Annotated in this window: 25 protein-coding genes; 22 read left to right on the top strand and 3 right to left on the bottom strand. The window is 47.4% G+C overall.

The annotated features are described in order from the left end of the window. Nucleotides 1-62: 62 nt before the first annotated feature. Nucleotides 63-2,030, bottom strand: coding sequence for an alpha-amylase family glycosyl hydrolase (locus TM074_RS02000; RefSeq protein WP_368999953.1), 1,968 nt, complete (start codon nucleotides 2,028-2,030; stop codon nucleotides 63-65). A gap of 24 nt (nucleotides 2,031-2,054) precedes the next feature. Here TM074_RS02000 and TM074_RS01995 point away from each other — a divergent pair, with 24 nt between their 5' ends. The 3 genes from TM074_RS01995 (at nucleotide 2,055) to tuf (ending at nucleotide 6,317) form a co-directional block, all read left to right on the top strand. Next, on the top strand, nucleotides 2,055-3,791 hold the full coding sequence (locus tag TM074_RS01995; RefSeq protein WP_368999951.1) for a hypothetical protein: 1,737 nt from the start codon (nucleotides 2,055-2,057) through the stop codon (nucleotides 3,789-3,791). Between the two features lie 16 nt (nucleotides 3,792-3,807). Next, nucleotides 3,808-5,019, top strand: coding sequence for a tRNA guanosine(34) transglycosylase Tgt (gene tgt, locus TM074_RS01990; protein ID WP_368999949.1), 1,212 nt, complete (start codon nucleotides 3,808-3,810; stop codon nucleotides 5,017-5,019). 113 nt (nucleotides 5,020-5,132) lie between these two features. Next, complete coding sequence (gene tuf / locus TM074_RS01985; RefSeq protein ID WP_129630995.1) at nucleotides 5,133-6,317, top strand: elongation factor Tu; 1,185 nt, start codon at nucleotides 5,133-5,135, stop codon at nucleotides 6,315-6,317. A gap of 74 nt (nucleotides 6,318-6,391) precedes the next feature. Here tuf and TM074_RS01980 read toward each other — a convergent pair whose 3' ends face one another. After that, the gene (locus tag TM074_RS01980; protein WP_368999946.1) at nucleotides 6,392-7,159 is read right to left on the bottom strand and encodes a hypothetical protein; all 768 of its coding nucleotides are present in this window, start codon (nucleotides 7,157-7,159) and stop codon (nucleotides 6,392-6,394) included. A gap of 140 nt (nucleotides 7,160-7,299) precedes the next feature. Between TM074_RS01980 and TM074_RS01975 the strand changes: the two genes are divergently transcribed. The 5 genes from TM074_RS01975 (at nucleotide 7,300) to TM074_RS01955 (ending at nucleotide 13,433) form a co-directional block, all read left to right on the top strand. Then, a complete protein-coding gene (locus TM074_RS01975; protein WP_368999944.1) occupies nucleotides 7,300-8,235 on the top strand; it encodes an L-lactate dehydrogenase in 936 nt (311 codons plus the stop codon). A gap of 104 nt (nucleotides 8,236-8,339) precedes the next feature. Continuing rightward, on the top strand, nucleotides 8,340-8,657 hold the full coding sequence (rpsJ, locus tag TM074_RS01970; RefSeq protein WP_039327423.1) for a 30S ribosomal protein S10: 318 nt from the start codon (nucleotides 8,340-8,342) through the stop codon (nucleotides 8,655-8,657). Nucleotides 8,658-8,727: 70 nt separating this feature from the next. After that, nucleotides 8,728-9,060: a hypothetical protein gene (locus TM074_RS01965; protein WP_368999942.1), complete on the top strand. Its 333-nt coding sequence runs from the start codon at nucleotides 8,728-8,730 to the stop codon at nucleotides 9,058-9,060. Nucleotides 9,061-9,117: 57 nt separating this feature from the next. Then, on the top strand, nucleotides 9,118-9,423 hold the full coding sequence (locus tag TM074_RS01960; RefSeq protein ID WP_368999940.1) for a hypothetical protein: 306 nt from the start codon (nucleotides 9,118-9,120) through the stop codon (nucleotides 9,421-9,423). A gap of 5 nt (nucleotides 9,424-9,428) precedes the next feature. Beyond that, nucleotides 9,429-13,433, top strand: a complete 4,005-nt coding sequence (locus TM074_RS01955) for a hypothetical protein (RefSeq protein ID WP_368999939.1) — start codon at nucleotides 9,429-9,431, stop codon at nucleotides 13,431-13,433. Nucleotides 13,434-13,509: 76 nt separating this feature from the next. Here TM074_RS01955 and TM074_RS01950 read toward each other — a convergent pair whose 3' ends face one another. Next, on the bottom strand, nucleotides 13,510-13,809 hold the full coding sequence (locus tag TM074_RS01950) for a hypothetical protein (RefSeq protein WP_368999937.1): 300 nt from the start codon (nucleotides 13,807-13,809) through the stop codon (nucleotides 13,510-13,512). A gap of 269 nt (nucleotides 13,810-14,078) precedes the next feature. On the opposite strand from TM074_RS01950, the gene rplC reads away from it, so the two are divergent. Genes rplC through rpsN form a run of 14 tightly spaced genes read left to right on the top strand, consistent with a single transcriptional unit; the run spans nucleotide 14,079 to nucleotide 20,298 of the window. Then, entirely contained in the window at nucleotides 14,079-14,693 is a 615-nt protein-coding gene (gene rplC / locus TM074_RS01945; RefSeq protein WP_368999935.1) for a 50S ribosomal protein L3, read from the top strand. Beyond that, the gene (gene rplD, locus TM074_RS01940) at nucleotides 14,693-15,298 is read left to right on the top strand and encodes a 50S ribosomal protein L4 (protein WP_368999933.1); all 606 of its coding nucleotides are present in this window, start codon (nucleotides 14,693-14,695) and stop codon (nucleotides 15,296-15,298) included. The genes rplC and rplD overlap by 1 nt, the downstream gene beginning before the upstream one ends. 1 nt (nucleotide 15,299) lies before the next feature. Continuing rightward, the gene (locus tag TM074_RS01935; RefSeq protein WP_138078981.1) at nucleotides 15,300-15,620 is read left to right on the top strand and encodes a 50S ribosomal protein L23; all 321 of its coding nucleotides are present in this window, start codon (nucleotides 15,300-15,302) and stop codon (nucleotides 15,618-15,620) included. Then, nucleotides 15,620-16,459: a 50S ribosomal protein L2 gene (rplB, locus tag TM074_RS01930; protein WP_369000688.1), complete on the top strand. Its 840-nt coding sequence runs from the start codon at nucleotides 15,620-15,622 to the stop codon at nucleotides 16,457-16,459. Before TM074_RS01935 ends, rplB begins: the two co-directional genes overlap by 1 nt. Before the next feature lie 6 nt (nucleotides 16,460-16,465). Further along, nucleotides 16,466-16,732: a 30S ribosomal protein S19 gene (gene rpsS / locus TM074_RS01925; protein WP_138076977.1), complete on the top strand. Its 267-nt coding sequence runs from the start codon at nucleotides 16,466-16,468 to the stop codon at nucleotides 16,730-16,732. A 2-nt stretch (nucleotides 16,733-16,734) separates the two neighbouring features. Continuing rightward, the gene (gene rplV, locus TM074_RS01920; RefSeq protein ID WP_369000687.1) at nucleotides 16,735-17,193 is read left to right on the top strand and encodes a 50S ribosomal protein L22; all 459 of its coding nucleotides are present in this window, start codon (nucleotides 16,735-16,737) and stop codon (nucleotides 17,191-17,193) included. Then, nucleotides 17,194-17,829, top strand: coding sequence for a 30S ribosomal protein S3 (gene rpsC / locus TM074_RS01915; RefSeq protein WP_039327413.1), 636 nt, complete (start codon nucleotides 17,194-17,196; stop codon nucleotides 17,827-17,829). Continuing rightward, complete coding sequence (gene rplP / locus TM074_RS01910) at nucleotides 17,830-18,243, top strand: 50S ribosomal protein L16 (RefSeq protein WP_129635102.1); 414 nt, start codon at nucleotides 17,830-17,832, stop codon at nucleotides 18,241-18,243. Continuing rightward, nucleotides 18,243-18,449, top strand: a complete 207-nt coding sequence (rpmC, locus tag TM074_RS01905) for a 50S ribosomal protein L29 (RefSeq protein ID WP_369000686.1) — start codon at nucleotides 18,243-18,245, stop codon at nucleotides 18,447-18,449. Before rplP ends, rpmC begins: the two co-directional genes overlap by 1 nt. Continuing rightward, nucleotides 18,449-18,760 (top strand): 30S ribosomal protein S17, encoded by a 312-nt coding sequence (gene rpsQ / locus TM074_RS01900; RefSeq protein ID WP_138076967.1) that lies wholly within the window; start codon nucleotides 18,449-18,451, stop codon nucleotides 18,758-18,760. Before rpmC ends, rpsQ begins: the two co-directional genes overlap by 1 nt. Beyond that, a complete protein-coding gene (rplN, locus tag TM074_RS01895; protein ID WP_039327405.1) occupies nucleotides 18,757-19,125 on the top strand; it encodes a 50S ribosomal protein L14 in 369 nt (122 codons plus the stop codon). Before rpsQ ends, rplN begins: the two co-directional genes overlap by 4 nt. Further along, on the top strand, nucleotides 19,125-19,445 hold the full coding sequence (rplX, locus tag TM074_RS01890; RefSeq protein WP_369000685.1) for a 50S ribosomal protein L24: 321 nt from the start codon (nucleotides 19,125-19,127) through the stop codon (nucleotides 19,443-19,445). The genes rplN and rplX overlap by 1 nt, the downstream gene beginning before the upstream one ends. Continuing rightward, nucleotides 19,445-20,029 carry a 50S ribosomal protein L5 gene (gene rplE, locus TM074_RS01885; protein WP_369000684.1) on the top strand — a complete coding sequence of 195 codons (585 nt, stop codon included), beginning with the start codon at nucleotides 19,445-19,447 and terminating at the stop codon, nucleotides 20,027-20,029. Before rplX ends, rplE begins: the two co-directional genes overlap by 1 nt. Further along, nucleotides 20,029-20,298, top strand: coding sequence for a 30S ribosomal protein S14 (gene rpsN, locus TM074_RS01880; RefSeq protein ID WP_039327398.1), 270 nt, complete (start codon nucleotides 20,029-20,031; stop codon nucleotides 20,296-20,298). Before rplE ends, rpsN begins: the two co-directional genes overlap by 1 nt. Nucleotide 20,299 lies beyond the last annotated feature (1 nt).

Raw genomic sequence — 20,299 nt, 5'->3', positions numbered from 1 at the left:
GACGAGTGCATCATTGCCTATATCACACGTCAAGATGAGGATCGGATAGATGAAAAGAAGGCCTAGTCAACTTTCTGTAAGACAATTCCCGTTCTGGCTGGCAGGTAAACTTTAAGATTGTGATTATTACTGACTGGGGAGGTGAAAAAGCGAGAGCTGTGGCTGATACGTTCTTGTCCGCCAAATGCTTTATCATCGGTGCTTAATATCAATTGGTAAGAGCCAGCTTCCGTGGGCAATTCGTAGTCTGTTTGGGATTTATCTGGGGAAAAATTAATAACAAATAAAAATTCGCCGTGTATAAAACTGACTATACGATTCGAGTGACAAACTGTAAGGTGGCTGATTTCATCGCCGTCAGTTTTCTGAATAATCTTCATCAGCGCCGCGTCAAATTCGCCCAGCCATTGGTATTTGAGAAAACTATTGTCGCGTAAACTCCACTGGCGCCGCGCATATTTGAACGACCAATGATTGCCCTGACGCGGAAAATCGATCCACTCGGGGTGTCCAAATTCATTACCCATAAAGTTGAGGTAACCGCCGCCGTGTAGCCCGGCGGTCAGTAGTCGAATCAGTTTGTGTAGGGCTATGCCGCGTTCCACTATCAGATCGGGGTCGGCCTTATCCATATGCCAGTACATGGCTTTGTCGATCAGCCGAAAAATCAGCGTCTTGTCGCCGACCAAGGCTTGATCATGGCTCTCGGCGTATGTGATAACTTTTTCCTCTGGGCGGTGCGAACTCAGCGTGTGAGCCAGCTCGCCCAAATCCCAATCTTCGTCGCGCTTTTCCTTCAGTGTTTTGATCCAGAGGTCAGGCGCGCCCATCGCTAATCGATAATTAAAGCCCAGACCGCCATATTCAGTCGGTGTCGCCAAGCCCGGCAGCCCGCTCATTTCCTCAGCAATGGTCGTGGCGTCGGGGCGAACGGCGTGAATAACGTCATTTGCCAGTCTGAGATAGACCAGTGCGTCCTTATCAACATCGTCACCAAAATAATCATCATAACTGGTGAAGCTTTTGCCCAAACCGTGGTCGTGATACAACATGCTGGTCACGCCATCAAACCGAAAGCCGTCAACATGGTACTCGTCCAACCACCAGCGGCAATTGCTGGCCAAAAAGTGCAGCACTTCCGGCTTGCCATAATCAAACAGCCGCGAATCCCACGCTGGATGGTTATGAGTCTTGAAATATTGCGTCGGGTTGCCTGCGAAATTGCTGAGGCCTTCGACTTCATTTTTAGCGGCATGGGCATGAACGAGGTCAATGATAACTCGCAGCCCCAGTCCGTGTGTCATGTCAACCAGCCGCTTGAAATCATCGGGCGTGCCAAACCGTGATGACACGGCAAAAAAGTTGCTGACGTGATAGCCGAAGCTGCCATAATATGGATGCTCGGCGACGGCCATCAGCTGGATAGTGTTATAGCCTGCTTGTTTGACGCGCGGTAGGACGCCCGCGGTAAATTCATTGAAACTGGCGACCTTTTCCTCCTCGCTGCTCATGCCAACATGCGCTTCGTAAATCAGCGGTACGTGCGGTGCAGGCGGAATGTCATACTGCCACTGATACGGCTCATCAGGCTGCCAAACGATGGCCGAAAAATCCACCGAATCATCATCCTGGACGACGTAGGTGGCATATGATGGTAACCGCCAGCCGTCGCCATTTGGCCAATAGACGCGCAGCTTATATTTCTGGCCGTGGTGCAGTGCGCTCCCTGGCAAATCAACACTCCACTCACCATGTGTACCAGGCCGCAAGGCAAACTCCTCGCGCTCCTGCCAATCGGAAAATTCGCCCACCATCACTACGCGCATGGCGTTTGGCGCCCATTCACGAAACGTCCAACCCGCCGCCGTCTGATGTAAGCCAAAATGATGAAACCCTAGCGCAAACTCTGCCGGCGATTTTCCATTCAAAACCTTCTCGAGCGTCGACGAAACATACGCCTCGCGGGCGTTGATGACATCCTCGTGCGGCGCCAACCACGGATCAAGCTCAACCAGGGTTTTCTTGCTCATGGTTATAGTATACCGCATGAGGCAATGCTTGTGCTTGAAGTCTGCCATATTGCAATATACGATACATACATGGAACTACCAAAAGCTGGGACAGGTATTGATTTACTTGGTCGATTGTCCAAAGATGATTGGCGAGAGATTGCTGCGGCTAATATGCAGCTTGGCGGCGAGAAAGAAGCTGTGGCGCTTGGTGAGGTGGAGCGAGTAATGCGCACAGACGAAATTGAAGGCGAGCGAGCGAGGGTTGTTGGCTATAGGCAGACCGAAGATGGTTCATATGAATTATGCGCTGTTGAGGGTGTGGTCGATTTGGTATCATCCCTAGAAAACGATTCTGAGATTTCAGCGCCTTTTGCGACTTATACTAAAGAAATGGCAGCCTTGTGCGTACGTACTGTAGAAAATGATGGGTCAAAGGATTATTATTTTCCGCTTGATCCGCAAGCTATTTTGTCGGCAGAATTATTTCCAGACGACAGTGTATTGCCTCGATATATTCGTAAGTTATGTCATTATGTTGATAAAACTCAGGAAGCTGTTGAGAAAAATGACATTAGGGATGTTGCGTCCAGAGAATATCTCATTGATGACCTAAATGGTGTGCTGGGTGATATATCACAGGGGACTGAGGTGAGAATAGATTGCCGGGCGTATAGACGAAGAGCTGGTGGCATTGAATACGGTGTTGATGTTGAGGCAAGAGCGCAAGTATTATTTGGAGCTGCGCCATTGTTTGTGTGGCGAGATAATCGTCCTATTTTGGAAGTGGCTGACCTAAAAGATAGTTCGGTGGTTTTTTATATTGACATAAAAGACGTAGTTGATATTCTGCCAATTTATGAGAGTGGCTATAATAATAGCAATGATTTGTTTGAGACAGTTTTTGCGGAGGAGTTTCAACAATTAGCTTGGCAGCTGGCAACAGATCTTAAGTATACGGATGAGCCATATTTTTCAAATACTATCCGTAATCACATAAAAACGCTTAATAAAGCACTGCCTGATGAGCTTGGGTTTGATACTATTGGTCTTTCGGGTTTTGTTATATCGCCAAGTGGTTCAAATAATAAATTACAGTACGAATTCATTGATAGTGATAGGGCTTATTTTAATGCAGTGAAATTTGTCAGGTATGACGGCGCCATTTATGCTGTGCTTGAATTATTGCTTCATGACGATTTAAGTGGCTCATCAAGGAAAATATACGCCATACCTAGCCGTGATAAATTATTAAGATTCGAGAGCTTAAATAGCGACACGGAGGATTTGGAGCTTGCTGTTGATTTACTGCATGATATTGCCCGGGATGTGAGTGAGGTATTTGGTAGCGAGATTTTTTATGATTTTTCCTTGGAGGAACAATTAGAAATATTAAAGCAATATGAGGATGAGTCCCGTGGTGTCATTAGGACTATTAGTGAACCAAGGGAGTTTAAGGGCGAATGTATGGTTGTGGCGTATCGATGCCTACCTGGTGACTTACTGAGTGCCGTGTCGTGGAATGACGCTACCCTAAAAGAAGTGGGTGTTGGCGAAGAGACTGAACCGTTTACTTTACGAGCGGATAAGGTGGAGTTGTGGAATCCAGAACTTGAAGACTCGTCATATTTAACTGAACAAATATCAAACATTTTAGATTTGCCACTAAGCCTTGGGGAGCCTACGTTGATATTGGGAGACTCTAAAGATGACATGATTTATCTAGTGAGAGTTCGTGACATTGTTGGCTTGTCGCGCGATAATCCTCAGGACATTTCATGATATAATCAGACAGATTATGCAGCAAAAACCATTTTCTCTTGAAATAACTTCGCGATTTAATGACACCTTGGCGCGGACTGGTGTGATTCATACGCCGCACGGCGATATTAAAACGCCAGCGTTTATCGTGGTCGGCACTAAGGCCAATGTCAAGGCGATGATTCCGGAGATGGTGGCGGATGTCGGTGCGCAGGCGGTGCTAGCGAACGCCTATCATCTATATTTGCAGCCAGGACATGAATTGATTGAAAAGGCTGGTTATTTGGGCAAGTTTATGCACTGGGATGGGCCGACATTCACTGATAGTGGTGGCTTTCAGGTGTTGAGTCTGGGCTCGGGCTTTAAGAAGGTTTTAGCGATGAGTACGGATGTTGATGAGGAAATCGCTATCGCTAAAAAATCATCGCGCCACGCTTGGGTTGATGAAAATGGTGTGATGTTCAAGTCGCACCTAGACGGCTCATACCATAAATTTACGCCGGAGTTATCTATGCAGATTCAGGCGGGCATTGGCGCGGATATTACCTTTGCTTTTGACGAGCTGACTTCGCTAATTGATCCATATGATTATCAAGTGGAAGCCTTGGCGCGGACACATGCGTGGGCGGAGCGGAGTTTGGCGGAAGTTAAACGTCTGCGTGAAGCTCGTCCCGACAAGCCATATCAGGCGTTATTTGGCGTGCTGCAAGGTGCGAATTATGAAGATTTACGCAAACAAACCGCTAAGTTTCTAGGTACGATGGACTTTGACGGCTACGGCATTGGCGGCGCGCTGGAAAAGGAAACCATGGCGCAGACGATTCAGTGGGTCAATCAAATCTTGCCCGAGAACAAGCCGCGGCATTTGCTCGGCATTTCCGAGCCGGACGACATCTTTGCGGCGATTGAGCAGGGAATTGACACCTTTGACTGTGTCAGCCCGACGCGCGTGGCCAGAAATGGTGCGGCCTATACGCCGTTTGGCCGGGTCAATGTGCGCGGCCAAAAATACCGCGAGATGTTTGAACCAATTATGGAAAATTGCGATTGCTATACTTGCCGCCACTATACCGCCGCTTACCTCTGTCATTTACTCCATGCCCGCGAATCTTTGGCTGGCACATTGCTATCTATCCATAATGAACGATTTATCGTTAAGCTAGTTGATGACATCCGCGAAAGTCTGGAAAATGGCACGTTCTATGGGTTTCGCGACGTGTTTCTATCGAAGTATTATAGTAAGAAATAAGCTATTTACAACTGATTAGAAAACCGTTATAATTAAACCCATACGCCGTGAGGTCTTTTTAATGGACTGTACCCGCGTGAAAAATAATAATTAAATAAGGAGAACTTCTACAAATGGCAGATGCATTTGACCGAAGCAAACCGCACGTTAACGTTGGTACAATGGGCCACGTTGACCACGGTAAGACTACGCTGACTGCTGCGATTACTGCAGTGTTGGCAAAGCGCCTACCAAGCGCAGTTAACAAACCTGTTGCGTACGACCAAATCGACAACGCACCAGAAGAGAAGCAACGTGGTATTACTATCGCGTCTTCACACCAAGAGTATGAATCAAAGAATCGTCACTATGCACACGTTGACATGCCAGGACACGCTGACTACGTCAAGAACATGATCACCGGTGCTGCTCAGGTTGACGGTGCAGTTTTGGTTATTGCCGCAACTGACGGTCCAATGCCTCAGACTCGTGAGCACGTTTTGCTTGCAAAGCAGGTTGGCGTGCCAAAGATCGTTGTCTTCTTGAACAAGATGGATATGGCTGACGAAGAAATGGTTGAGCTGATCGAAGAAGAAGTTCGCGAACTTCTTGAAAAGAACGGCTTCGACAAAGACGCTCCAATCATCAAGGGTTCTGCTCTTAAGGCTCTTGAAGGTGACGAGAAATACGAAGACGCTATTATGGAATTGGTTGACGCAATGGACAGCTACATTCCAGAGCCAGCACGTGACATGGACAAACCATTCATTATGCCAATTGAGGACGTCTTCTCAATTAAGGGTCGTGGTACAGTAGCAACTGGCCGTATCGAGCAGGGTGTTGTTAAATTGAACGACGAAGTTGAAATCGTTGGTTTGAAGCCAACTCAGAAGTCAGTTGTAACTGGTATTGAAGCCTTCAAGAAATCTCTTGACCAAGGTCAAGCAGGTGACAACGCAGGTGTCTTGCTACGTGGTATTGAGCGCAGCGACATTGAGCGTGGTCAAGTTTTGGCAAAGCCAGGCACAATTACTCCACACACTGAGTTTGAAGCTGAGGTTTACATATTGAAGAAGGAAGAGGGCGGTCGCCACACTCCATTCTCAAAGGGCTACAAGCCACAGTTCTACTTCCGCACAACTGACGTTACTGGTGAAGTTGAATTGCCAGCTGACAAAGAAATGGTCATGCCAGGCGACACTGTAACCTTCAAGGTTAAGCTGCTTGCACCAATCGCTATGGAGCAAGGTTTGAACTTTGCTATCCGCGAAGGTGGTCGTACAGTTGGTGCTGGTGTTGTTACAAAGATTAACAAATAATCTTGATAGCACAAGCCTAATTAAATCCCCCGGTAACCCGGGGGATTTTTTGATATTGTTGCAATGGTGTATACCTAGTTGATAGTTCTTATGTCAAAACATTCTTCAGAAAGATTAACTGTATAGTGAGGATAGTACAGACCGTTGTTGTCTTTCTCGTCGACGGATGTGATCTTTGTAATCTTCATACCCATTTTTTTATTGTCTATTGTGGCCGTAAATTGAGGGAGGCAGAGATATTGCTCCTGCTCGCCGCGTGGAAAAGATACGGGTTCGGTAAATTGTCCTACGCTGCTTTTCTTCTCCCTACATTCAGCTACATTCTTTGAGGTTTCGGTTGGAGCATAATCCCCATATTGTCTTGCTAAGGTGTCTGCTCTAAGCATTAGATCAGAGGCTTCAGGTATTCTTTTTCTTTGGGTTTGTTCGGTGAAATCTATATTATCGAATTCAAACCGAACCATGTCGTTTCCATCACACAAGTATACTGAGCAGTCTGCTATTTGAGGGTTTTCATAGTTACTTCCCACGCAGTAAGCTGTAAATCCTTCGCGATTGTCGTATTTTGCGTAATACATTGATTTCTTTTCTATATCTATTTTTCCCGCAGAATCGTCTTTTTTATTTTGTGACGGATTCTTAGTATTGCTATTTTCCGGCTGAGGTGTAGCAGTTTCAGAGCTGCTGTATGGAGTTGAACTTGAGCTTCCAGCGTCAACTCCTTTCTCTTCTACGCATCCGGCTAAGAAGCATGACGGCAGTAAAGCTAATGCGGCAAGCGCTCGGTACATTCTCGCGATGCCTGTGCGTGGCGCTTCCTTTGTTTGTATTCCTCTTTCCATATATCCTCCCATTGATAATATGTAAAAGTTGATAAATTACCGATATTATACATATTTTTTGATGTAAAGTAAAATCAATTGACAAAGTGATAATGTTTATGACAAAATTAAACTATCTAACGTAAAAAGAAAAAGGAGATATGGTGAATAAACAGAAATTGGTGATTATCGGTGGTGGCGGAATGGTTGGTGCGACGACGGCGTATGCTTGTGCGCTGCGCAGTGTGATTGAAGAAATTGTATTGATCGACCGCAATGCGGATTTGGCATGGGGTCAAGCCGCGGACATCAACGACGCCATGGGGCTTGACCGCAATGTAGTGGTACGTACGGGTAACTATAGTGACATCAACGACGATGATATCGTGGTTATTACCGCTGGCTCGCCGCAACTGCCAGGTCAGACGCGACTGGAGTTAGTCGGCGTCAATGCTGCCATCATGCGTGACATTGTCAAAAACATTATGGCTGGTGGCGCCAAGCCGTATTTGATCGTTGTCAGTAACCCAGTCGACGTCTTGACCTATGTAGCGTTGAAGGAATCGGGACTGCCGAAAACCCGAGTGTTCGGCACGGGAACGACTCTGGACACCGCACGGCTGAAATCGTACCTGGCGGACGCGCTAAATGTCGACAGCAAGGCGGTTGATGCCTACATCTTGGGCGAGCATGGCGACTCTTCGTTTTCGACCATTGAGACTGCGCAGATTGGTGAGGTACCTATTCGTGAATATCCGGGCTTTACGGAGGAGATGATTGAGGGCATTGAGCAGAAAATCCGTAACCGCGCCTACCGAGTGATCGAGACAAAGAAGTCGACGTATTTTGCCATTGGCTTTGTGGTCTCTAAGATTGTCTCGGCCTTACGTCAGTCAACGCACACGGTCTATCCAGTTTGTTCGCTGGCTGAGGGTGAATATGGACTGGACAATGTCGTACTGGGCTTGCCATCGACCATCTGCCGCGACGGCGTGAAAATTTTGACGGGCTATCCACTGACCGAACGCGAGAGGCAATCGCTCAACAATTCTGCTGCGATTATCGGTGAAATGATCGCCCACCTTGATAAAGCCTAGGGATATTGGTATAATCACCTAGTTATTACTAATTTATCTCGAGAACTCGGTCGTTCGTACAGTAGAATGATTAGAGGTTACGGGATTGCACATAAGGAGGAGCTATGGCTCAAGATACCGGGATCAAAATCCGCATCCGTCTGAAGGCGTATGACCACAAGGTCATCGACCAATCAGCAAAACAAATCATCGACACCGCGATTCGCACCGGCGCGAACGTTGCTGGCCCAGTGCCATTACCAACTCGTCGCAGCACCTACACAGTCGTAAAAAGCCCACACGTATACAAAATGGGTGGTGAAACCTACGAGCGCCGTGTTCACAAGCGGTTGATCGACATCACCAACGCCACACCAAAGACCATCGATAGCTTGCAGAACTTGAACTTGCCAGCTGGCGTTGACGCTGAAATTCGTATGTAGTTTTAACGTACTAGACATTTCCGCCTCTTGAACGGGGCGGATTTTTTATGTTATAATTCTCATCAAGCTTATGACAAAACAAAAATCTCGCACTTACGCCCGCAACCGCTCAAAATCCAGCGCTTTATTCAGCCGCAAGGGTCGCGAGCGAATTTATGAAAATGACGGCACGTTCTTTTTGAAACTGGTGATATTTGTCATCCTCAGCGCGCTGTGGCTACGTCTCAAAAACCCCTTTGAGCTGGGCGCTTTTACAGTGCAGGCCGTGCCGGTTGGCTTGTTTATCGCGCTACTCCTCGTTCTCAAAATTGAGCAGTACCAATTTAATCGCAAAATCTGGTATGTTACCCTCATTTTGATGGCAATTTTGACCTCGTTTACGCCAGTGGGCGTGATGATTTAGCTTATGCTGTACTATTTTGGGTTTTGATGATATATTAATTACCAAAGGAGTGTGGCAATGGATCAGGATGCTTTATCTAAATTTATCAATGACATTATAGATGCTAAGAACTTTAAGACTCTTGACAGTGACGTCAGGCATCAATTAGAGCAAGATCTGAAGAATAGGCTACTTGATCAGATTGATAGGGCCGTGCTTGGGGCGTTGCCTGAAAATAAAATTGACGGATTTAATGATTTATTAGATCGTAACGCTAGTCAGCAGGAAGTTCAGCAATACATAGCAAATAGCGGCGTTGATACGAAAAAGATAACGCTTGAGACAATGCTACGCTTTAGATCTTTGTATCTTGGAGTTAAGTAAGAGCTATGTCAATTGATACTAATAGGTCAGAATTGCCGGCAGGAGTGCCGACAACTTATCACTATAAAGACCCTATGCTAAGTGGCGCGCAGCCAAAATCTCATGACAAACCCTTGGTTGTAGCGGTTGTTGACCAGACACATGATGTTGAGGCGGCAGCTAAAGACTATGCAGAAACTCGCCTAAGAGAAGAGTCTGAGGCTGCCAGGGAAGCTGGTAGAATAAAGGGCTTTTTGCATAGGGTATGGAGGGGCGAGAACGGTATTGCCACTAAGTATTTTTTCAATAAGTACGTTGAAGAAGCTAAACAGCGCGCTGAAGAAGAAGGGTTAACTGCACTATACACGGATAATGTTGCGTTGCGCAATGCTGCCATGGGGGCGACTATTGCGCGCTTTACTTCCGAGTATGACGAATCTATACACGAGGCTGCTGGAGAACATCGACAAGAGTTGACTGAGGATTCACCATTTGGCTTAGCGGTGAAGAAGTTGATTGAAAATTATGTCGAAGGCGACAGCGAAGACTGGAGTGAGGAGGCCTTTAGGGAAGCGCAGTCCAGGATAGTGCGTCAATTAAATCAGTATGGTGATGGCGACAATCTCGTTGGTGAGGGCAAGGTCAGAATAGATAATATTTGGCAAATTGCCCAAGCAGTTAAGGAAAGCGTTGATCATGGTGAAAGTCTTGATAGGGTGCTGCAAGGCATGAAGATTTATACTGGCGAATCTCGCTCTGGGGTCCGTACCGAAGCTCATCAAAGTAAAATTGATAAAACTATTGAACGACTACAGAAGTCAAAGATAGGTTCGCTTGTTGGCCCTGAGACGGTGAGCTTGGGTGCAGCGATTGCTACTGGTTTATTCCGAGTTGGACGAGGGTCGCTAGCGCGAGCTGCTGGCGTGACTGGTATACCTGGATTACTCGGTGGCGTGTTTGCTGGTATGCGTGAAAATAAACGGCTCAAAGAAGAGCGTGCCATACATGCGCGGGAAGTCGCTCAGGGTCAGGAGTTTGAAGACAAAGGCCGACGTGCAGAAATCGAAAAAACTCGCTATGAAACAGTTGCCGCAAAGGAACTGATTGGCTCGCTAGAAGAGTTTATTGATAAAGAAGACCTGTCCCCGGAGGAACTACAGCAGGGTTATGAATCGATTGTTAACGCTATGTCCAGAGTCTATGCTTCAGATAAATTACAGGCCGACTTTATTTCATATTCAAGCGTGACGGAAGTTGAATCAGAGCGATTTAATTTAGATGTGGCAATAGCTAGAGCTAAAGTGAAGTTGAAAGGTAGGTTGGGGGATTTACCAGAGGAACTTGTTGCAGATTTGGGTATTGATAAAGATGGCACGGTAGATGATGCGATATATAAATCTACAGATGTACTTTATTCTCTAATGGATGATAGAAGTAAAAAAGATGAGGCCTTTAAGAAGTTAAAGAGGCGACGCGTAGCAGCGGCAGCGGCAACGGGGGCTGTGACTGGCTTTACGATTGGACTGGCTTCACAAGAGGCTTTGGCATTCTTTAATTCTGGTTACGACGGCCTGCTTGAAAATGCCCTTACGGGCGAAGGCGGGGGCGATAGGCAAACTTTGCTAGCGGGTATATTTCATGGCGAGAGTTATAGTTCTGAGACTATCGTGAGTGCTGGAGATTATACTTCATACGACGTAGGCGGTAGCCAAGGAAGTATCAATTTACCAGATAATTATCAATTGGCATACAATCCTGACGGAACAGCAAATATCATTGATCCAAACGGTAGTATTTTTGCTGAGAATATTTCGTTTGAGGCTGACGGTTCTTTGTCTCAATCCTCGCAGGAACTGCTGCAGGAAAAGGGCGCTATCGTAGAAGATCTTTCTGCAGTAGTAAGCAGTCAAGAGTCTATTGTACAAGATTTGAGTGTTGATGAATATTTAGGCCACCATCAATCTGAACTGACGAATATTACTCGAGATTTTTGGTATGATAATGATACCGCCAGTGTGTTTGATAATAATGAACTGGGACTCCACTGGGGAAGTCAAGGTAATGATGGGTCTATTCGGCTATCGATTTCTAATATGACGGATTATGGATCTTATCATGGGTTTGATAGCGCTTCATGGCCTGATGAAGCTCAGGGTGGAACACTGAAATTTGCTGTATCCGCCTCAATAGATAGCCAGGACAGGGTATTTATGGTTGATATCGCGCCAGATGGAAGTATAGATATCCCATACGATAGTCCAGTGGCAAATCTTTTTTCCGTTGATGAATATGGTCAAGTAGAATTTAACGGTGCATACGGCGAAGTTGTTGCAATTCAAGACGTGGATGCGGACGGAATAACACATGTGGCTCCGCTGGCGACTATGGAGGGAAATAACTCTATCTCAACCATCTCAACTACAGTCGAAGTCTTGACAGATAAGAATGTCCCCAAGTTCCAAATAACACCTCCGCCGATAGAGACGATAGTTAATACGACTCAGGCTGTAGAGGGCTTTGGCGGGCCGGCGGCGGTAACGAGGAGGCCGCTGGAAAGACTAAATAAAAAAGAAGATCCGTTTAGGTATAGCTATGGATCGCGCAGGGATCTGGCGCAGATGCGTAAGTGGATAGCTGACATGGGCGGGCCGCATACGCGTAAACAAATAGAAGATGTCTCTGGTAAAAAACATTGGGTTGAGGCTGATGGCTCACCGGTGATGAGAAGTGTGGAGCGAGAGCGAGAAAGTATAGCTAGTTATCTAAATGATGAGTTTTCTGATAATCCAGAATACGAGCGAAAAGTTGCTGCTGTTGCATCCAGCTTGGGATCTATGAATAACGATTGTAGGGTTTCCGTCAATATTCCCGCCTGGATGGAGGAGGATAACCTTAGCAGACTTCTCAATCAGTATATAGATCAGGTAGACAATAAAGGGGACTCTCTTGATCGATCTTTGTTTGAGATAAATATTCTGGTAAATCGTAGAAAAGGAACTCCAGAGGATAAGTCTGTAAAAGTTATAGAGAATTTTATAGAAGAATATACCAGGCGCTACGATGGTGTTCGTCCAGTTGTTCATTATGCAAACGTTGAGATGGAGCCGGAAGAGGCCAACATAGGTTTCGTGCGCAAACTTCTGACTGATGCTGTTTTGCAAAGAAGTCTTGACCGCGATAATCAGCTCCAGCCGCTATATATCGAGAGTGAAGATGCGGACCTGATAGAAGTAGACAAGAGAACAGTATTTAATCTTATTTCTAAGCTGGATAAGAATCCTCATCTTGATGCTGTTCATGGCATCGAGGGTAGGCTGCCGTCTATTATTAAAGATAACGCCCTACTCTTAATGCGAAGAAATGCCTGGGAGGTGTTCTTGTTTAATGTGCGACAAAAACGTTTTAGGAATCCAAGAAATCCAAATTGGAACTCATTCTCTAACCGTGTAATCACTGGCGGCTGGAATTCTGGATACTCGGCAGAGGCTTATGCTATGATTGGTGGCTACGAGCCGGCACGGGCAGGAGAGGATATCTCAATTGGTGAGAGGATTTCTGTGATGCGAGGTGATGGTGATTATCCAAATCTTGAGACGATAGGCTCGGTTCCAACACGCACCGAATCTTCTCCGCGTCGCTTTATAGACGAAATTGCGAATAAAAAATCTGCCTATGAGGACTTTGGAGATGATGGCAACGAAGAGGCGATAAGAGGAGTGCAATTGTCGGATGCAATGAAGCGCATAGATGAATACGTAGACATAACCGAAGATAATAAACCCACCTTTGAGAATGAAGCGCAAATGTATTATGACTGGGCTCGAGGTTCTACATTTACTTTAGGTGACGCAAGAGACGTGGCCAGGAGGATTATGCGATCAGTAGGCTACGAGGAGGGCGATTACGTATTTGAGGGAGATAAAATCCATATAATAAACTGGGACAACGTTAAGCGTAATGTTGAGGCTTACAGACATGGTTTTACCTCAGCAAAAAATCCGAATAGAAAAATGGTCATTAGAGGGTGGTAGAAGACTTATTAAAAATAATATCGTCAACTTGGAGTTGGCGGTATTATTTATTTAATACTATTTGATTCCAAGTGTCCTATAGCGGCCTATTATTCTCTAGCTTATTGATGGCGTAGTTGGCTTCTTGAATAATATCAATCAACGCCTCAGCGCGCGCTACCGTATCTGAGATATTTTTAGCCGCCCCGTAGGCTAGGTTGATTAGGCTGCTATTATTAGTTATTCTTGCGGCTGTCATGTATATTTCAACTTTTCGCTCTTCATCAACGCCCTCTATTTTTTCCATATCTGGGATTAGCGAGTCGATAGCCTCTTTCCTAAGAGAATATAATCTATTTAATTCTTCATTCGTATTTTCAATTTGAGAATCGTTCATAATTGCCCCCTAATTAACAAAGATTTATTTTCAATCTATCATATTATAGCATACGCAGAATAGTGAATAAAACTGAGATATGTCTATAAGTTGACTTTAATTGTCATTTTGTGCTAGAATGGTGAAGTAATTTCTATTACGCGTAATATCAACTGTTCTCCTTGATGAATGAGCAGGTCTGGCTATGGTTGAAGTGTTTATCGTGAACGCCTCGCCCAGAACCCAGAAACCGCACGTCATCAGGAGTATTTAAGTGGGAGTGAGGAAAAGTGAAAACACTTCTCGGTACCAAACTTGGTATGACCCAGCTCTTGGCTGAAGACGGCAAAGCCATTCCGGTGACGCTGATCCAAGCCGGCCCTGTCACCGTGACTCAGGTGAAGACTGTCGAAACCGACGGTTACAATGCGGTACAGGTCGCTTATGGAGAGGGTAAGAACCTGAGCAAGGCCGTGGCTGGACACGTCAAGCTAGCCCAAGTGACCCCGAAGCATATTCGGGAATTCCGCGTCGACGAGATCCCTGAGGGACTCAAAGTTGGCGACGAAATCAACGTTTCCGCGTTCGAAGTCGGCGATTCTGTCGATGCGACCGGAACCAGCAAAGGTAAAGGTTTCGCTGGAACCATTAAACGCCACAACTTTAAGCGTCACCGCAAGACGCACGGTGGTAAAGGTAATACTCGTAAGCCAGGTTCAATTGGCTCGATGTATCCACAAAAAGTGTTCAAGGGTAAGACGATGGCTGGCCACATGGGTCACGAGCGTGTTACCGTCAAGAACCTGGAAGTGGCATATGTTGATCCAGAGACCAATCTGATCGGGGTGAAGGGCGCTGTCCCTGGGCCACGAAAAGGGCTGATTATTTTAGGAGGTAACAAGTAATGGCTGAATCAACCAAACTTCCTAAAGATATTTTTGCTGTTGAAGTGCCAAACCACGAACTGTTGAAATTGGCATACGACAGCTACCTCGCCAACGCTCGTTTGGCAAGTGCAACCACCAAGCAGCGTGGTGAAGTTTCCGGTGGTGGTAAAAAACCATGGAAGCAAAAGGGAACTGGTCGAGCACGTTTCGGTTCAACCCGTAACCCAATCTGGCGCGGTGGTGGCGTGGTCTTTGGCCCACGCGGCAACGAAAACTACACCAAAAAATTGTCTAAAACCGCCAAGAAAGTGGCAATTCGCCAAGCCTTGACGGTAGCTCATGACGCGAAGAAGATTAGCGTATTGCCGTATGAAGAAAAGGTTACTGGCAAGACTCGCGATGCTGTCGCCTTTTTGAAGCAGTTCAAGCTTGATAGAAAAGTACTGCTTGTCACGAGTGAAAAGACGCCAGAGTTGATGCGCGCAACTAACAACTTGCAAGAGGTATTGGTGATCCGTGCCAATTACCTTAGCGTGTATCATATCCTGAACTCTGATCATATTGTTATCTCACCACAAGCCCTCGACATCATCACCGCATGGCTGGGTAAGGAGGAAGCGTAATATGAAACAGATGACAATTATCCCACGCATTAGCGAGAAAGCATACGCACAGAGCGCCAACGGCGTGTACGTGTTCCGCGTTCCGCTCAACCTGAATAAAAACGAGATCAAAGCAGCAGTTGAAGCGCAATTTGACGTCACCGTTCTGAAGGTGAAAACCTTGGTACAAGACGGCAAGGCTGTGCGTTTCTCACGAGGCAAGAACCGCTATCCTGGCACAACCACGCGCAAGGATTGGAAGAAGGCTTACGTGACGCTGAAAGATGGCGATAAGCTCGATGTGTTTGACGCAGTAGAGCAGCAGATGGAGGAGACCAAGTAATGCCAGTGAAAGCTTACAATCCAACCACTCCTGCTCGTCGCGGCATGACGAGTCAGGACTTGTCGGATATCACGACGAAGAAACCGCTCAAAAGTCTGACCAAAGCCAAAAAGCAAAATGCTGGCCGCAACAACCAAGGCCGCATCACCGTGCGTCATCGCGGCGGTGGCGTTCGCCGTCACTACCGTTTGGTGAACCACAATTTGCCGGCCGGTCTGACGCTGACGGTTGAAGAAATTGAGTACGATCCAAACCGCTCAGCACGCATCGCTCGGGTGAAAGATCAGTACAATTTGTACCACTACGTATTGGCCGACACCTCGATGGTTAAGGGCAAGACGATTCAGACTGGCGAGGAAGCGCCAATCGAGGCCTCAAACCGCCTGCCGCTGTCTGCTATCCCTGTTGGTACGATGATTTATGCTATTGAACTGACTGCCGGCAAAGGCGCGCAAATGGTTCGCGCCGCTGGCGCCAAAGCTCAGTTGATGGCCAAAGAAGGCAATTACGCAACTATCAAATTGCCATCTGGCGAAGTTCGCAAAGTTCGCCTGGAAGCTACCGCTGCCATCGGTACAGTCGGTAACGTCCAGCACCAGAACGTGAAGATCGGTTCAGCTGGCCGCCGCCGCCGCAAGGGTATTCGCCCAACGGTTCGCGGTGTCGTCATGAACGCCGCAGATCACCCACATGGTGGTGGTGACGGTGGTCGCCACGGTACTGGTAAAGCACCACGTACGCCATGGGGCCAATTGACGCTGGGTTATCGAACTCGCCGCCGCAAAGGCTCAAATAAATTAATCGTACGCACGCGTCACGACGCGAAGAGGAAGAGGTAAATCACGATGAGTCGTTCATTAAAGAAAGGTCCATTCGTCGATGTGAAGCTTGCGAAAAAAGTCGCTGCTCTCAGCCTTGACGATCGAACCGTTATCAAAACGTGGGCGCGCGCTTCGACTATTACACCAGAAATGGTCGGTCGAACGATTGCTGTCTACAACGGTAAGATGCACGTGCCTGTGCTGATTACCGAAAACATGGTTGGCCACAAGCTTGGTGAGTTTAGTCCAACCCGTAAGTTCCGTAAGCACGGCGGAAAGGATAAGAAGTAATCATGGCTGATACAACTTATACTGTTCGCGCTTACGCCAAAGGTGTTGACCAAACACCACGCAAGGTTAGCCTGGTGGCTGCGCTGGTACGTGGCCGCACCGTTGCTGATGCATTGGTTATTTTGGAGCACGTGCCAAAACGCGCTGCCTTGCCAGTGAAAAAGACAATCGACAGTGCCAAGGCAAATGCCATCAACAACCACGGTTTGGACGCTAAAAGCTTGGTGATTACCACGTTGAGCGTTACCACTGGTACGCGTCTGCGCCGCTTTAAACCAGCGTCACGCGGCCGTGCGTTGCCATTCCAGAAAAAGACCTCAAACATTTTGGTTGAAGTAACTGGTACCGAGAAGCCAAAGAAAGCACCTGCAAAGAAACCAGAGGCAAAGGCAGAGACCAAACCTGCCAAGCCTGCAGCGAAAAAAGCCGCCGAAACCACGGCAAAAAAGGAGGAGAAGTAAATGGGTCAAAAAGTGAATCCAATCAACTTCCGCCTACAAGTTCACAAGAACTGGAGCTCTCGTTGGTTTACGGCCAATAAGAAAGAGTTTGCGGAGGCAATTCGCCAGGATCACGAAATCCGCGAATTGATTGAGAAGAAATTTGCCTCACGCCCAACCATCAATCGCATTGAGATTGAGCGGAGTGCCAACTTGATCACGGTAACCATTCACACGGCGAAAGCTGGTGTGGTGATCGGCCGTGGTGGTGCTGGTGTGAATGAATTGAAAAAGCAAGTTGAGAAAATTGTCGGTCAGGCAGTTCGCATCAACATCGAAGAAGTACGCCGACCGGAACTAGCAGCCAAATTGGTGGCAGAGAACATCGCCCGCCAGTTGGAACGCCGCATCAACTTCCGCCGCGCAACCAAAATGACCGCGCAAAACACCATGAGTGCTGGTGCCAAAGGTATCCGCATCGAGGTGGCTGGTCGTTTGAACGGTGCTGAAATGGCACGCCGCGAAAAGGTGATTGAAGGCTCTGTGCCACTACACACTCTTCGCGCTGATATTGACTTCCACTGTGCTCGCGCCCAGACACCGGCTGGTATCATCGGCGTGAAAGTGTGGATTTATAAGGGAGAAAGGAGTCGCTAAATGCTGTTACCAAAGAAAACCAAGCACCGCAAAGTGCGTATCGGTAAAAACCGTGGTCAAGCAACCCGTGGTAATTACATCGCGTTCGGCGACTTTGCACTGCAATCACAATCAAACGAGCGCATCAACTCCCGCCAAATCGAGTCTGCTCGTCAGGCAATGACCCGCTACATCAAGCGTGGTGGTAAGATTTGGATCCGGATTTTCCCACACACCCCAGTTACTCGCAAACCACTTGGTTTGAAGATGGGTGGTGGTAAGGGTAATCCAGAGTTCTTTGTCGCCAAGGTGAAGGCTGGTACGGTGCTATTTGAAATGCAGGGCGTTTCCGAGGAAGTAGCCCGTGAGGCAATGCGTCTGGCTAGTCACAAGCTACCAGTCAAATGTAAGTTCATCAAGCGGGAGGACGCATAATGGCTGAAGCAAAGAAAAACGCAAAAGCAGCAGTTGTAAAGACGGTTGAGGATTTGAAGAAGGAGCTCGCCGAAAAGCGAAATGATCTACTTCAAGCAAAACGTTCTCACGCTGCTGGCGAATTAGTTAATCCAAAAGCGCTGCGTTCACTCCGCAAGGACATCGCACGCCTGCTGACACAAATTAACGAAAAGGAGAGCAAGTAATGGCCCGACGAACACTGATTGGCGTCGTAACGAGTGCCAAGCGCGACAAGACCATCACCGTGACGGTCACCAGCCGCGAAACGCATCCGCTCTACGGCAAACAGTACACCGTGACTCGCAAGTACACTGCTCATGATGAGACCAATCAAGCAGGCGAAGGCGACAAGGTGCAAATCGAAGAGACTCGCCCAATTTCCAAGACCAAGAGCTTTACGCTGGTCAAGGTGATTGAAAAGTCTCGCGGTTCTATCAAATTAAAGGCTGAAGTTTCTGGCGAAGCTGAGGAAGAGGCTAAGGAGGACGACAAATGATCCAACAAGAATCTCGCCTCAAGGTAGCTGACAACTCGGGTGCCAAAGAAGTATTGTGTATCCGCGTTCTTGGCGGTACCCGCCGCCGCTACGCTCGCGTTGGCGACGTGATCGTCTGTTCAGTCAAAGACGCCAGCCCAACCGGCAACGTCAAAAAGAAATCTGTTGTCAAGGCTGTGGTGGTTCGCACCCGCGATCAAATCCACCGCAAGGACGGCTCGACCATTTGCTTTGATGACAACGCCGTGGTGATTATCAACGATGACAAGCAGCCAAAGGCTACCCGTGTCTTCGGCCCAGTACCACGCGAACTACGCGACATGGGCTACATGAAGATCGTAAGCCTAGCTCCGGAGGTACTCTAATGGCTCGTATTCACAAAGATGACACCGTAAAAATCATTGCTGGCAAGAATAAAGGTACGACTGGTAAAGTCCTGAAAGTTAACACCAAAGACCAGACTATTTTGGTTGAAGGTGTTGGCGTCGGACACCGCCACGTCAAGCCAAGCCAGTACAATCCAAAAGGCGGCAAGAAAGATATCCACGTACCGATGGACATCAGCAAAGTCGCGCTGGTTATCGACGAAAAGTCAGGCAAAACCAGCCGGGTTGGTTTAGTAAAGAACGCTGACGGCGGCAAGACTCGCGTCGCTCGCCAAGCAAAAAATAAGGAGATTAAATAATGGCAGAGAAGAAAACCGTCGTGCCAGCTCCTCGCTTGAAAGCCTTGTACCAGGAGAAATACCTGAAGGAACTGCAAGCCGAACTAGATCTAAAGAACGTGCACCAAGTGCCAGCTTTGGAAAAGATCATCGTGAGCGTTGGCACCGGCAAAAAGAAAGATGACAAGCGTCACTTTGAAATTGTCAAAAACACTGTTGAGAAAATCACCGGTCAGGCGCCAGTTGCCCGCCAGGCAAAGAAATCAATCGCCGGCTTTAGCATCCGTAAAGGCATGGGTGCGCCAATTGGTGTGAGCGTTACGCTGCGTGGTGCTCGGATGTACGAGTTCATTGATCGCTTGATCAACGTGGCATTACCACGCGTACGCGACTTCCACGGTGTTGGTCTGAAGTTCGACAAAGGCGGCAACTACAACCTGGGCATCATCGAGCAATCAATTTTCCCAGAACTGACGTTCGAGGAGACGCAGATTTTGCACGGGTTACAGGTAACATTTGTCATCAAGAACGGTAACAAAGAAGCTTCAAAAGCCTTGCTCGAGAAGTTTGGCATGCCGTTTGAGAAGAAAGGAGGCGTCAGGTAATGGCTAAGAAATCAATGGTCGCTCGCGACAAAAAGCGTCTGAAGATGATTGCAAAATATGCTGCGAAGCGCGCTGAGCTCAAAGAACTTGGCGACCTCGACGGTTTGCAGAAACTGCCTCGCAACTCGAGCCCAACCCGGCACAAGAACCGCGACAGCATTTCCGGCCGTCCACGTGGTTACATGCGCCAGTTTGGTCTGAGCCGCATCAATTTCCGCGAAAAAGCAGCCAAGGGTGAAATCCCAGGCATAACAAAGAGTAGTTGGTAAG

The organism is Candidatus Nanosynbacter sp. TM7-074, from assembly GCF_041006295.1.
GTDB lineage: Bacteria > Patescibacteriota > Saccharimonadia > Saccharimonadales > Saccharimonadaceae > Nanosynbacter.
The sequence above is the reverse complement of the archived record's forward strand: the minus strand, read 5'-3'. Positions and strand labels throughout refer to the sequence as shown.

What these genes read in the sequence shown, in the direction of transcription:
- TM074_RS02000 (WP_368999953.1), bottom strand. Translation starts at nt 2,030, where the DNA reads ATGAGCAAGAAAACCCTGGTTGAGCTTGATCCGTGGTTGGCGCCGCAC.
- TM074_RS01995 (WP_368999951.1), top strand. Translation starts at nt 2,055, where the DNA reads ATGCTTGTGCTTGAAGTCTGCCATATTGCAATATACGATACATACATG.
- tgt (WP_368999949.1), top strand. Translation starts at nt 3,808, where the DNA reads ATGCAGCAAAAACCATTTTCTCTTGAAATAACTTCGCGATTTAATGAC.
- tuf (WP_129630995.1), top strand. Translation starts at nt 5,133, where the DNA reads ATGGCAGATGCATTTGACCGAAGCAAACCGCACGTTAACGTTGGTACA.
- TM074_RS01980 (WP_368999946.1), bottom strand. Translation starts at nt 7,159, where the DNA reads ATGGAAAGAGGAATACAAACAAAGGAAGCGCCACGCACAGGCATCGCG.
- TM074_RS01975 (WP_368999944.1), top strand. Translation starts at nt 7,300, where the DNA reads ATGGTGAATAAACAGAAATTGGTGATTATCGGTGGTGGCGGAATGGTT.
- rpsJ (WP_039327423.1), top strand. Translation starts at nt 8,340, where the DNA reads ATGGCTCAAGATACCGGGATCAAAATCCGCATCCGTCTGAAGGCGTAT.
- TM074_RS01965 (WP_368999942.1), top strand. Translation starts at nt 8,728, where the DNA reads ATGACAAAACAAAAATCTCGCACTTACGCCCGCAACCGCTCAAAATCC.
- TM074_RS01960 (WP_368999940.1), top strand. Translation starts at nt 9,118, where the DNA reads ATGGATCAGGATGCTTTATCTAAATTTATCAATGACATTATAGATGCT.
- TM074_RS01955 (WP_368999939.1), top strand. Translation starts at nt 9,429, where the DNA reads ATGTCAATTGATACTAATAGGTCAGAATTGCCGGCAGGAGTGCCGACA.
- TM074_RS01950 (WP_368999937.1), bottom strand. Translation starts at nt 13,809, where the DNA reads ATGAACGATTCTCAAATTGAAAATACGAATGAAGAATTAAATAGATTA.
- rplD (WP_368999933.1), top strand. Translation starts at nt 14,693, where the DNA reads ATGGCTGAATCAACCAAACTTCCTAAAGATATTTTTGCTGTTGAAGTG.
- TM074_RS01935 (WP_138078981.1), top strand. Translation starts at nt 15,300, where the DNA reads ATGAAACAGATGACAATTATCCCACGCATTAGCGAGAAAGCATACGCA.
- rplB (WP_369000688.1), top strand. Translation starts at nt 15,620, where the DNA reads ATGCCAGTGAAAGCTTACAATCCAACCACTCCTGCTCGTCGCGGCATG.
- rpsS (WP_138076977.1), top strand. Translation starts at nt 16,466, where the DNA reads ATGAGTCGTTCATTAAAGAAAGGTCCATTCGTCGATGTGAAGCTTGCG.
- rplV (WP_369000687.1), top strand. Translation starts at nt 16,735, where the DNA reads ATGGCTGATACAACTTATACTGTTCGCGCTTACGCCAAAGGTGTTGAC.
- rpsC (WP_039327413.1), top strand. Translation starts at nt 17,194, where the DNA reads ATGGGTCAAAAAGTGAATCCAATCAACTTCCGCCTACAAGTTCACAAG.
- rplP (WP_129635102.1), top strand. Translation starts at nt 17,830, where the DNA reads ATGCTGTTACCAAAGAAAACCAAGCACCGCAAAGTGCGTATCGGTAAA.
- rpmC (WP_369000686.1), top strand. Translation starts at nt 18,243, where the DNA reads ATGGCTGAAGCAAAGAAAAACGCAAAAGCAGCAGTTGTAAAGACGGTT.
- rpsQ (WP_138076967.1), top strand. Translation starts at nt 18,449, where the DNA reads ATGGCCCGACGAACACTGATTGGCGTCGTAACGAGTGCCAAGCGCGAC.
- rplN (WP_039327405.1), top strand. Translation starts at nt 18,757, where the DNA reads ATGATCCAACAAGAATCTCGCCTCAAGGTAGCTGACAACTCGGGTGCC.
- rplX (WP_369000685.1), top strand. Translation starts at nt 19,125, where the DNA reads ATGGCTCGTATTCACAAAGATGACACCGTAAAAATCATTGCTGGCAAG.
- rplE (WP_369000684.1), top strand. Translation starts at nt 19,445, where the DNA reads ATGGCAGAGAAGAAAACCGTCGTGCCAGCTCCTCGCTTGAAAGCCTTG.
- rpsN (WP_039327398.1), top strand. Translation starts at nt 20,029, where the DNA reads ATGGCTAAGAAATCAATGGTCGCTCGCGACAAAAAGCGTCTGAAGATG.